Origin of the sequence: Lentilactobacillus parafarraginis DSM 18390 = JCM 14109 (genome assembly GCF_001435895.1) — a bacterium.
In the GTDB taxonomy this organism is placed as follows: Bacteria; Bacillota; Bacilli; order Lactobacillales; family Lactobacillaceae; genus Lentilactobacillus; species Lentilactobacillus parafarraginis.
On sequence record NZ_AZFZ01000001.1, the window covers coordinates 80,578 to 91,625 of the forward strand.

Genomic DNA, 11,048 nt, shown 5'->3' on the forward strand with positions numbered 1-11,048 from the left:
CTTATTTGTAATGATTACCAACTAGCTTTCTTCATACCAGGAATCTGACCATTATGGGCAAGTTCACGGATGCAAAGACGGCACAAGTGGAATTTCTTGTAAACTGAACGAGGTCGTCCACAACGCTCACAACGTGTATAGTTCTGCGTTGAGAACTTTGCTGGGCGTTCACTTTTTACGATTAATGATTTTTTAGCCAATGTGAAACCTCCTCAATTATTTTGCAAATGGCATACCGAATTGAGCCAATAGCTCATGTGATTCTTCATCGGTATTTGCAGTAGTTACGATTACAATGTCAAGACCGCGAACACGGTTAACATTATCATAGTTAATTTCCGGGAAAATCAATTGTTCACGAACGCCAAGAGTATAGTTACCACGACCATCAAAAGCCCGGGCACTAACACCGTGGAAATCACGAACACGAGGTAGTGAAACATTAATTAATTTATCCAAGAAATCATACATTCTATCGCCGCGAAGGGTTACCTTGGCACCGATTGACATGCCTTCCCGTAATCTGAAACCGGCAATCGACTTCTTTGCTTTGGTTACCAATGGCTTCTGGCCAGAGATCAAAGCCAATTCTGAAACGGCTTCGTCCAAATTCTTAGCATTGGTAACAGCGTCACCAACACCCATATTCAGAACGATTTTATCAATTTTTGGAGCTTGCATAACTGATTTGTAGCTGAATTTGTCCATCATATGAGGCACAATTTTGCTAGCAAATTGTTCACGTAAACGAGTTGTCATTTAAAAGTTATCCTCCCTTCCTAATTGGAATTAATCGATCGCTTTTTGCGATTTCTTTGAGTAACGAATTTTTTTACCGTCCTCAACCTTAATCCCAACACGAGTTGGTTCGTTGGTTGATGGATCGATTAGCATGACATTTGAAACGTGGATTGGTGCTTCTGCATCAACAATTCCACCGTTTGGATTTGTTGAAGTTGCCTTAGTGTGCTTCTTAACTTTGTTGACACCTTCGACAATCACACGATCCTTTGAAGAAATCGTCTTTTTGACAGTTCCTTCTTTTCCTTTGTCCTTACCACTAATAACACGGACTTTGTCACCAGTTTTAACGAACATGTTGGCACCTCCTTATTTCCTGGTTGTTTTACAATACTTCTGGGGCTAATGAAACGATCTTCATGAAGTTGTTATCTCGTAGTTCACGAGCAACCGGGCCAAAGATACGAGTGCCTTGTGGGCTCTTGTCATCACGCACCAATACAGCAGCATTTTCGTCAAAGCGAATGTATGAGCCATCAGTACGACGAGTAACTGACTTAGTACGCACAATAACGGCCTTAACAACGTCACCCTTTTTGACAACGCCACCTGGTGTTGCTTGTTTAACCGTAGCAACGATAGTATCACCGATTCCGGCATACCTTCTAGTTGAGCCACCTAAAACCTTAATAGTAAGCAATTCTCTTGCACCTGAGTTGTCGGCAACTTTTAATCGACTTTCTTGTTGAATCACAGGTATATCCTCCCTTCGTCAATGGATCAGAATACGATAATAATGATAATTAAGTAAGTTAAATAATAACTGCTTTTTCAACAATCTTAATCAAACGAAAACGCTTTGTCTTCGATAATGGACGTGTTTCCATAATCTGAACAAGATCGCCTGTTTTAGCTTCATTATTCTCATCATGAGCCGTTAATTTCTTTGAGTAGCGAACACGCTTACCGTATCGTGCATGAGTTTTATAAGTTGAAATTTCAACAGTAATTGTCTTGTCACTCTTGTCAGAAACAACGCGTCCCTGATAAACCTTACGCTGGTTACGTTCTTCAGCCATTAATTATACCTCCCTTACCGTATTCTATTTATTGAGTTCTTGTTGACGAAGTGCAGTCTTGATACGCGCAATGTTCTTACGAACTTGTTTTAAGCGTGCAGTATTTTCCAATTGACCAGTGGCTAGTTGGAAACGAAGATTGAATAATTCGTCTTTGTAATCTTTTTCTTTATCAATCATTTGAGCAGTGGTTAATTCATTAATATCTTTAGCCTTCATTTGATTCGCCACCTACTTCCTCACGTTTTATAATCCGGGTACGAACAGGAAGTTTGTTAGAGGCAAGCCGTAATGCTTCTTCAGCAACTTCTTTAGAAACACCGCCGATTTCAAATAAAACCTTGCCACGCTTAACTGGTGATACCCAGCCTGCTGGTGTTCCTTTACCATTACCCATTCGAACTCCGACACCTTTTTCAGTATATGACTTGTGTGGGAAGATTTTAATCCAAACTCTTCCGCCACGCTTCATATAACGGGTCATCGCAACACGACATGCTTCGATCTGACGGTTGGTAATCCAATGTGAATCTAGAGATTGTAAACCGTATTCACCGAAAGTCACCGTTGTACCACCCTTGGCGTTGCCACGCAACTTACCACGATGTTCACGACGATGCTTAACACGTTTAGGTACTAACATGTTTATTTGCCTCCTTTGTCAGCTTTACTGTTCTTTGGCTTTTCAGGAAGAATTTCACCACGATAGATCCAAGTCTTAACACCGATTGAACCGTATGTTGTAAAGGCTTCTACCCAAGCGTAGTCAATATCTGCTCGTAAAGTATGCAAAGGAACAGTTCCATCAGAATATGATTCAACTCGAGCCATATCTGCACCGTTCAACCGGCCAGCGACTTGGGTTTTAATTCCCTTAGCACCAGCACGCATTGTCCGTTGCATTGATTGACGCATTGCCCGACGGAAAGCAACTCGGCCTTCCAATTGACGAGCAATATTCTCGCCAACAAGCTTTGCATCAAGATCAGGCTTCTTAATTTCAATAATATTGATATGAACCCGTTTGCCAGTAAGGTCGTTTAATTCCTTACGAAGGTTTTCAACTTCGGATCCACCCTTACCAATTACCATTCCTGGCTTGGCAGTATGAATTGAAATGTTAACGCGATTTGCGGCACGTTCGATTTCAACAGTTGAAACGGATGCACTTGCAAGACGTTTTGAAATGTACTTACGAATCTGTAAATCTTCACGTAAATATGCAGCATAATCTTTGCCAGCATACCACTTAGCTTCCCAGTCGCGAATGATTCCAACTCGTAAACCATTAGGATTTATTTTATTACCCACGCGTTATCCCTCCTCTTTTTCTGACACAACAATTGTGATGTGACTTGTGCGTTTGTTGATTGGTGATGCAGATCCCTTTGCACGAGGACGGAAACGCTTCAAGGTTGGGCCTTCATTAACGTATGCGTCGCTAACAAAAAGATTTTCAGAATCTAAATCGAAATTGTTTTCTGCGTTTGCAACAGCAGATTTAAGTACTTTAGAAACTACTGGAGAAGCACCGCGGGGTGTGAAATCCAGGATGGCGGCAGCTTCGGCAACGTTCTTACCCCGGATAAGATCGACTACAAGTCGGACCTTACGAGCGGCAATACGAACAGTTTTAGCAGTTGCTGTTGCTGATGTAACTTGTTCAGCCATTTGTTATCCTCCTTGTTTAGACAGTCTTCTTATCGTCGGTACCATGACCATGGAAAGTCCGAGTTGGTACAAATTCACCAAGCTTATGACCTACCATATCTTCCTGAACATAAACTGGTACGTGTTTACGACCGTCATAAACGGCGAACGTGTAACCAATAAAGCTAGGGAAAATTGTTGAGCGACGTGACCATGTTTTAATAACGGACTTTTTATCTTGATCCTTCTGAGCGTCTACCTTTTTAAGCAAGTACTCATCGGCGAATGGTCCCTTTTTTAAACTACGACTCATTTTGAAACCTCCTCTTCATATGCCAACTAATGACATATGTTTTTTTACATCTTCGATCCCTTACGACGACGCACAATAAATTTGTTTGAACGTGCTTTCTTAGAACGGGTCTTCTTACCAACGGTCTTCTTGCCCCAAGGTGACAATGGAGATGGTAAACCAACTGGCGCTTTACCTTCACCACCACCATGAGGGTGATCGTTAGGGTTCATTACAGAACCACGAACATGTGGACGTTGACCCTTGTAACGAGTTCGGCCAGCTTTACCAACATTAACAAGTTCATGTTCTTCATTACCAACTGAGCCGATAGTGGCACGGTTAGTTGCTAAGATCATCCGGGTTTCACCTGATGACAAACGAACTAAGGCGTACTTACCATCACGGCCCAACAATTGAGCTGAGGCACCGGCAGAACGAGCTAATTGCCCACCCTTACCTGGCTTCAATTCGATGTTATGAATAATTGAACCAACGGGAATGTTAGCAAGCGGTAACGTGTTACCCACCTTAATATCGGCATCTGTTCCGGATTCAACCTGATCTCCAACCTTCAAGCCCTTAGGTGCAATGATATATGACTTTACGCCATCCACATACACGATAAGTGCAATGTTAGCAGTCCGGTTTGGATCGTATTCGATTGCCTTTACAGTTGCTGGAACATTATCCTTGATCCGTTTGAAATCGATCACACGGTATTGATTCTTGTTACCGCCGCCACGATGGCGAACAGTCATCCGACCATTGTTATTCCGGCCGGCAGTATGGCTTTTTGATTCGAGTAATGACTTCTCAGGCTTGCTCTTAGTAATTGAACTGTAGTCCAAGCTGGTCATATTACGACGACCATTACTGGTAGGCTTATATGTTTTTATAGCCACAACGTTTCCCTCCTACTATTTAAAAATTATGATTCTTCACCAAATAATTGGATTTCTTTTGAATCTTCTGACAAGGTTACAATTGCCTTGCGACGTTTCTTTGTGTATCCGGCATAACGACCCTGGCGCTTTAACTTGCCACGAACGTTCATAATGTTCACCCGAACAACTTTGACATCGAAGATATCTTCAATTGCTTTTTTAACTTGAGTCTTAGTTGCTCGTAAATCAACATCGAATGTGTATGATTTGTCGTCCATCCGGCTGGTTGAGTCTTCAGTAATAACTGGGCGTAAAATAACATCACGTGATTCCATTATGCGAGCACCTCCTCTACCTGAGAAAGAGCAGCTTTTGTAATGATAACTTTGTCATGATCCGCAATGTCCAATGTGTTGATACCGTCAGCCGATACAACTTTAACATTTTCGAGGTTACGAGCAGAAAGTGACGCCTTTTCGTTACCATCTTCCAAAACTACTAATGTTTTAGTAGAAACATTTAATTTATCGAGTAATGTTGCAAATTCCTTAGTCTTCGGTGCGTCAAATTCCAAAGCATCGACAACAACGAATTTACCGTCTGAAACTTTTTCAGAAAGTACTGACTTAAGAGCCAAACGGGATACCTTCTTAGGTAAATGATAAGCGTATGAACGTGGAGTTGGTCCAAAGACAATTCCACCGCCACGCCACTGTGGTGACCGGATAGAACCTTGACGAGCGCGACCAGTACCCTTTTGACGCCATGGTTTTTTACCACCGCCACGGACTGCTGAACGGTTCTTAACTGAGTGAGTTCCTTGACGCCGTGATGCCCGCTGCATAACAACTGCATCGAAAACGACGTTATTGTTTGGTTCAATTCCAAAAATGCTATCATTTAATGAAACTGTTCCGTTTTGACTACCATCTTGTTTAAATAATGCTACGTCAGTCATCTATAGTTGCCTCCCTTCTACTTGTTTGCGCCGCGAACGGCTGATTGAATCGTAATAAATGATTTGTTTGCGCCTGGAACGTTACCTTTGATCAAAATAACGTTATTGTCAACATCGGTGCTAACAACTTCAAGATTTTGAATTGTAACGGTCTTATTACCCATGCGTCCTGGTAACTTCATACCTGGGACAACCCGGTTAATAATAACACCTAATGAACCTGGACGACGGTGATAACGAGAACCGTGAGTTTCTGGTCCACGTGATTGGCCATCCTTATGAATGTTACCTTGGTATCCATGACCTTTTGTAGTTCCAGTTACATCAACGATGTCTCCTGGTTTAAAGATATCTGTCTTAACTTCCTCAGATACTTTATAATCCCCCAGCTCAACATCCTTGATTTCCTTAATGAAGCGCTTAGGGGTCGTATTTGCTTTCTTTGCATGACCTTGTTCTGGCTTGTTAGTAAGCACAGTACGCTTGTCATCATAACCCAACTGAACAGCATCGTAACCGTCGTTTTCAACGGTCTTAACCTGCATGATAACGTTAGGGGTTACTTCAACAACAGTTACGGGTACTAACTCGCCGTTGTCAGTAAAGACTTGCGTCATTCCAACCTTTTTTCCTAAGATTCCTTTTCTGGTCATGAGTACACCTCCAATATATTGTATTAATTAAAGTTTGATTTCAATGTCAACGCCACTAGGCAGGTCGAGCTTCATTAATGAGTCAACCGTCTTTGGTGTTGGATTCAAAATATCGATTAAACGTTTATGAGTCAAAATTTCAAATTGCTCACGCGCATCCTTAAACTTATGTGGTGAAGCAAGAACAGTATAGATTGTCCGCTCAGTAGGCAACGGAATTGGACCTGAAATAGTAGCCCCAGTTCTTTGTGCCGTTGCAACAATCTTATCTGCTGATTGATCTAAGATCCGATGCTCGTATGCCTTCAAACGGATACGAATTTTTTGTTTTGCCATTGTGTTCCCTCCTTCGTCTATTTTAAAAATAAGACTAACTCCGTGAAAATTACCGCCAAACCCATGGCAAAGCATCCGGGTGTGTCGCAACCTTTCACATCAAAGCTTACCTTTACAGTTTTAAGGACAAAGCTATCCCTAAAAACAGTACTCAACTAGTGTACTAAAAAATGCCCGTTAAAACAAGCCTAACGGGCAATAATTTTATTTTGTAATATTTCTGTGATGTTCAAATGATCTTAACCACGATGACAGATTTTTTCCAAAAAAAGAGATCAGCCGCAACTGATCTCTCCAAAATAATTTTTATTCTGGTGCGTTACCACCATTTTTCTTGATAATTTCAGCCTGAATACTCTTTGGTACTGGCTCGTAATGATCAAATGTCATGGTGAAAGTACCACGGCCTTGAGAAGCTGAACGAAGAGTCGTTGCATATCCAAACATTTCTGCCAATGGCACATATGAATGAATAACTTCGGCGCCGCTTCGGCTTTCCATACCGTCAACCCGTCCACGACGAGCGGTAACTTGACCCATAATGTCACCCATGTATTCTTCAGGAACGTTGATATCAACCTTCATGATTGGTTCAAGGATAACTGGATCAGCCGTCTTAGCAGCATTCCGGAGAGCCAATGATGCGGCAACCTTAAATGCGGCTTCACTCGAATCGACTTCGTGATAACTACCATCGTACAACTTAGCTTTCAAATCAACCAATGGGTAACCGGCAAGCACACCGTTAGCCAATGATTCTTTCAAGCCTTGTTCAACAGCTGGGATAAATTCACGAGGAACAACCCCACCAACAATGGCATCTTCGAATTCGAATCCCTTACCTTCTTCGTTAGGTGAGAATTCGATCCAAACATCACCATATTGACCTTTACCACCAGACTGACGAACAAACTTCCCTTGTGCAGAAGTCTTCTTCGTAAATGCTTCACGATATGAAACTTGTGGGGCACCAACAGTGGCATCAACGTGGAATTCACGTCTCATTCGGTCGATGATGATATCCAAATGCAATTCGCCCATTCCGGCGATCAAAGTTTCACCAGTTTCAGGGTTGGTTTCAGCCTTGAAAGTTGGATCTTCTTCAGAAAGCTTTTGCAAAGCTTCGTTCATCTTGTCTTGATCAGCCTTGGTCTTTGGTTCCACGGCAACCTGAATAACTGGGTCTGGGAATTCCATTGATTCCAAGTGAAGTGGCCGATCAACATCGGTTAAGGAATCACCAGTAGTCGTGTTCTTCAGGCCAATCGCAGCAGCAATATCACCTGAGAAGACTTCTGGAATTTCCTGACGGTGATTCGAATGCATTTGCAGCAGACGACCAACCCGCTCACGTTTGTCCTTGGTTGCGTTCAGAATATATGAACCGGATTCCAAGGTACCTGAGTAAACTCGAATGTAAGTCAAACGACCAACGAATGGATCGGTTGCCACTTTAAATGCAAGGGCAGCGAAACTTGCGTCATCGTTAGCCTTCAATTCGATTTTCTCACCAGTTTCAGGATCAGTTGCGTTATATGGCTTAACATCAAGTGGTGATGGTAAGTAATCAATAACGGCATCCATCAGCATCTGAACACCCTTGTTCTTAAAGGCTGAACCAGCTAATACAGGGAAGAGTTCCAAGTTCAAGGTTGCTTTACGAATGGCAGCTTTGATTTCGGCCTTAGGAATTTCTTCGCCTTCAAGGTACTTGTCCATAATGTCATCATCGACATCGGCAAGGGCTTCAATCATCTGATCCCGACGCTTAGCGGCTTCTTCTTTATAATCATCAGGAACGTCAACCGTATCCCATTCAGTTCCCAATTGATCTTCATCATAAAGATCGGCCTTCATTTCAACGAGGTCAATAACCCCTTCAAAATTATCTTCGGCACCAATTGGCATCTGAATAGCAAGTGGCTTAGCGTTCAAGCGATCTTGGATTGAGCCAACGGAGAAATCAAAGTTGGCACCAATTTTATCCATCTTGTTAACAAAAACAATCCGTGGAACGTCGTAATCTGAGGCTTGACGCCAAACAGTTTCGGTTTGAGGTTCAACACCAGCTTGGGCATCAAGAACAGCGATCGCACCATCCAAAACCCGCAATGACCGTTCAACTTCAACAGTGAAGTCCACGTGTCCTGGGGTATCGATAATGTTAATCCGGTGATCCTTCCACTGTGCAGTAGTAGCGGCAGAAGTGATCGTAATACCACGTTCTTGTTCTTGTGGCATCCAGTCCATTTGTGAGGCCCCATCATGGGTTTCACCAATTTTGTGAATTTTACCGGTATAGTACAGGATCCGTTCGGTCGTTGTTGTTTTACCAGCATCGATATGGGCCATAATCCCGATATTACGAGTTTTTTCTAGCGGAAATTCTCGTTTGTTAGCCATTGTGTTACTCCTTCCATTCGCATAAAAAGTGGCCATAAGCCACTTTTTAATTGAAGCTTAAAACAAATATTATATTACCAACGATAGTGAGCAAATGCTCGGTTGGCTTCAGCCATTCTGTGAGTATCTTCACGCTTCTTAACGGCTGCACCAGTATTATTGGCAGCATCCATAATTTCACGCGCAAGACGTTCAGTCATGGTGTGTTCGCCACGCAAGCGTGCGTAGTTAACAAGCCAACGTAAGCCCAAGGTTGTCCGACGATCAGGACGAACTTCGATTGGAACTTGATAGTTAGAACCACCAACACGGCGAGCCTTAACTTCAAGAACGGGCATAACGTTCTTCATTGCCTCTTCGAACACGTCAACTGGTTCGTTACCAGTTTCTTCTTTAATAAGATCAAATGCACCATATAAAATTTCTGATGCGGTTCCTCGTTTACCATCCAACATTAAGCGGTTGATTAAACGAGTGACCAGTTTTGAATTGTACATAGGATCGGGAAGTACTTCCCGCTTTTGAACATTTCCTTTTCTAGGCATTTCGTTATCCTCCTCATTTTTCTATAAAAACGAAAATTTAGATTAAGTGATTTAAATTATTCTTTAGGCTTCTTAGTACCGTACTTAGAACGACCTTGACGACGATCGGTTACACCGGCTGTATCAAGAGCACCACGAATAACGTGATAACGAACACCAGGTAAATCCTTAACACGACCACCACGGATTAATACAACACTATGCTCTTGCAAGTTGTGGCCAATCCCAGGGATATAAGCAGTTACTTCGATTAAGTTGGATAACCGAACACGGGCATATTTACGTAAAGCTGAGTTAGGCTTCTTTGGTGTCATAGTTCCGACACGGGTTGCAACGCCTCGTTTTTGAGGGGCAGGTACAACGACTTGCTTCTTCTTATAACTATTGTAAGCATAGTTTAAAGCTGGTGACTTTGATTTTGAACTTCTAGAATGACGTCCTTTACGGACCAATTGATTAATTGTAGGCATCTAAAAGTACTCCTTTCGTATTTTGTTTTAAGTCCACACATCCAGGCGGTTCTTTTTTATGTAAAAAGAAATGTGTTCCGCCAAACACTTTTTGTCTTAAACAGTCAGCATGTCTGAGATTTCAGGAATCTGTCACAAAAAGCACCTTCTCTAATTTATCATGACTAAGCAGATGTGTCAATCATTCAAGAAAAAAGAATTTAATTTCGTATATCTCTAACAGAGGTAAAAAATATGCTGATAATAATTGAATTTATGTTAGGGGCCAGCTTTGGCTCCTTTATCACCGCCATAGTCACCCGTCAACTCCGTGGGGAATCAATTATTTTTCCCCGATCACATTGTGACAGCTGTCAAAAGCAGCTCCAGGTTCGCGACCTGATTCCCGTCCTCGGTTACTTGAGTTTACGAGGAAAGTGTCGATTCTGCCACGCATCAATTGCCAAGGCTTCGTTTATCGCTGAGCTGCTAGTCGGAACGATATTCGTCGTCCAAGCCGTTTCACTCCCAAACTTTCTGTCATTAGCAACCGTTCTCATTTTGATTTATCTTAGTCTTTTCGACATAAAACGCAAGCAGGTACCCTCGGCAGGCTTAATATTGCTCTTCGTCGTTTGCGTTATCTGCCATCAGCACACCTTGCCGCAATTATTAATTGCGATTGGCTGCTACGCTGTTATTCAACTCATTAACCGTTGGCAAACATTTCTTGGTAATGGGGATATCGACATTTTCTTCTGTTTATGGCTGCCCCTATCCATAGCTCATTTACTCTGGATTCTGTGCATTTCCTGCGTGATTGCTTTAGGGTACCTAATTGTTGCTCCCTGGCCAGCTGACAACAAAATTCCCTTCGTACCATTCATTACAGCTGCCTATATCATAATGCTTCACTTTGGCACCTATTTAGTTCCCCTAATCTCACAGTTTCCCTAATCATCGGTCATTTATGTACGAAGAAGGCCCCTGCCAAATTGACAGGGGTCTTCTTTTAACAGTTGATGTTCACCAGTTAAAATGATGATCCATCAGTT

General features: G+C 42.3%; 19 protein-coding genes. 1 reads left to right on the top strand and 18 read right to left on the bottom strand.

What is annotated here, in order from left to right:
- Window positions 1-14 precede the first annotated feature (14 nt).
- From FD47_RS14935 to rpsL, 18 genes are all read right to left on the bottom strand, one after another.
- A complete protein-coding gene (locus tag FD47_RS14935) occupies window positions 15-200 on the bottom strand; it encodes a type Z 30S ribosomal protein S14 (protein ID WP_081467886.1) in 186 nt (61 codons plus the stop codon).
- 16 nt (window positions 201-216) lie between these two features.
- Entirely contained in the window at window positions 217-759 is a 543-nt protein-coding gene (gene rplE / locus FD47_RS00420) for a 50S ribosomal protein L5 (protein WP_008211828.1), read from the bottom strand.
- Between the two features lie 30 nt (window positions 760-789).
- Window positions 790-1,098 (bottom strand): 50S ribosomal protein L24, encoded by a 309-nt coding sequence (gene rplX / locus FD47_RS00425; RefSeq protein ID WP_008211826.1) that lies wholly within the window; start codon window positions 1,096-1,098, stop codon window positions 790-792.
- 28 nt (window positions 1,099-1,126) lie between these two features.
- On the bottom strand, window positions 1,127-1,495 hold the full coding sequence (gene rplN, locus FD47_RS00430; protein ID WP_003635661.1) for a 50S ribosomal protein L14: 369 nt from the start codon (window positions 1,493-1,495) through the stop codon (window positions 1,127-1,129).
- 58 nt (window positions 1,496-1,553) lie between these two features.
- Entirely contained in the window at window positions 1,554-1,820 is a 267-nt protein-coding gene (gene rpsQ / locus FD47_RS00435; protein ID WP_008211820.1) for a 30S ribosomal protein S17, read from the bottom strand.
- A gap of 24 nt (window positions 1,821-1,844) precedes the next feature.
- The gene (gene rpmC, locus FD47_RS00440) at window positions 1,845-2,039 is read right to left on the bottom strand and encodes a 50S ribosomal protein L29 (RefSeq protein WP_008211818.1); all 195 of its coding nucleotides are present in this window, start codon (window positions 2,037-2,039) and stop codon (window positions 1,845-1,847) included.
- Window positions 2,029-2,463, bottom strand: coding sequence for a 50S ribosomal protein L16 (gene rplP, locus FD47_RS00445; RefSeq protein ID WP_008211816.1), 435 nt, complete (start codon window positions 2,461-2,463; stop codon window positions 2,029-2,031). Before rplP ends, rpmC begins: the two co-directional genes overlap by 11 nt.
- Window positions 2,464-2,465: 2 nt before the next feature.
- Complete coding sequence (rpsC, locus tag FD47_RS00450; RefSeq protein ID WP_056979907.1) at window positions 2,466-3,131, bottom strand: 30S ribosomal protein S3; 666 nt, start codon at window positions 3,129-3,131, stop codon at window positions 2,466-2,468.
- 3 nt (window positions 3,132-3,134) lie between these two features.
- Window positions 3,135-3,491 (bottom strand): 50S ribosomal protein L22, encoded by a 357-nt coding sequence (gene rplV / locus FD47_RS00455; protein WP_008211812.1) that lies wholly within the window; start codon window positions 3,489-3,491, stop codon window positions 3,135-3,137.
- Between the two features lie 16 nt (window positions 3,492-3,507).
- Window positions 3,508-3,783 carry a 30S ribosomal protein S19 gene (gene rpsS, locus FD47_RS00460; RefSeq protein WP_008211809.1) on the bottom strand — a complete coding sequence of 92 codons (276 nt, stop codon included), beginning with the start codon at window positions 3,781-3,783 and terminating at the stop codon, window positions 3,508-3,510.
- Between the two features lie 44 nt (window positions 3,784-3,827).
- Window positions 3,828-4,667, bottom strand: a complete 840-nt coding sequence (gene rplB, locus FD47_RS00465; RefSeq protein WP_040537651.1) for a 50S ribosomal protein L2 — start codon at window positions 4,665-4,667, stop codon at window positions 3,828-3,830.
- Between the two features lie 26 nt (window positions 4,668-4,693).
- On the bottom strand, window positions 4,694-4,984 hold the full coding sequence (rplW, locus tag FD47_RS00470; protein WP_008211807.1) for a 50S ribosomal protein L23: 291 nt from the start codon (window positions 4,982-4,984) through the stop codon (window positions 4,694-4,696).
- The gene (gene rplD, locus FD47_RS00475) at window positions 4,984-5,607 is read right to left on the bottom strand and encodes a 50S ribosomal protein L4 (protein ID WP_008211806.1); all 624 of its coding nucleotides are present in this window, start codon (window positions 5,605-5,607) and stop codon (window positions 4,984-4,986) included. Before rplD ends, rplW begins: the two co-directional genes overlap by 1 nt.
- Before the next feature lie 17 nt (window positions 5,608-5,624).
- Window positions 5,625-6,260 (bottom strand): 50S ribosomal protein L3, encoded by a 636-nt coding sequence (gene rplC / locus FD47_RS00480; RefSeq protein WP_054732083.1) that lies wholly within the window; start codon window positions 6,258-6,260, stop codon window positions 5,625-5,627.
- A gap of 27 nt (window positions 6,261-6,287) precedes the next feature.
- Window positions 6,288-6,596, bottom strand: coding sequence for a 30S ribosomal protein S10 (gene rpsJ / locus FD47_RS00485; RefSeq protein WP_035444678.1), 309 nt, complete (start codon window positions 6,594-6,596; stop codon window positions 6,288-6,290).
- A 306-nt stretch (window positions 6,597-6,902) separates the two neighbouring features.
- Entirely contained in the window at window positions 6,903-8,999 is a 2,097-nt protein-coding gene (gene fusA, locus FD47_RS00490; protein ID WP_054732081.1) for an elongation factor G, read from the bottom strand.
- Between the two features lie 74 nt (window positions 9,000-9,073).
- Window positions 9,074-9,544: a 30S ribosomal protein S7 gene (rpsG, locus tag FD47_RS00495; protein WP_008211797.1), complete on the bottom strand. Its 471-nt coding sequence runs from the start codon at window positions 9,542-9,544 to the stop codon at window positions 9,074-9,076.
- Window positions 9,545-9,600: 56 nt separating this feature from the next.
- The gene (rpsL, locus tag FD47_RS00500) at window positions 9,601-10,014 is read right to left on the bottom strand and encodes a 30S ribosomal protein S12 (RefSeq protein ID WP_003559489.1); all 414 of its coding nucleotides are present in this window, start codon (window positions 10,012-10,014) and stop codon (window positions 9,601-9,603) included.
- A gap of 234 nt (window positions 10,015-10,248) precedes the next feature.
- On the opposite strand from rpsL, the gene FD47_RS00505 reads away from it, so the two are divergent.
- The gene (locus FD47_RS00505; RefSeq protein ID WP_054732078.1) at window positions 10,249-10,950 is read left to right on the top strand and encodes a prepilin peptidase; all 702 of its coding nucleotides are present in this window, start codon (window positions 10,249-10,251) and stop codon (window positions 10,948-10,950) included.
- Window positions 10,951-11,048 lie beyond the last annotated feature (98 nt).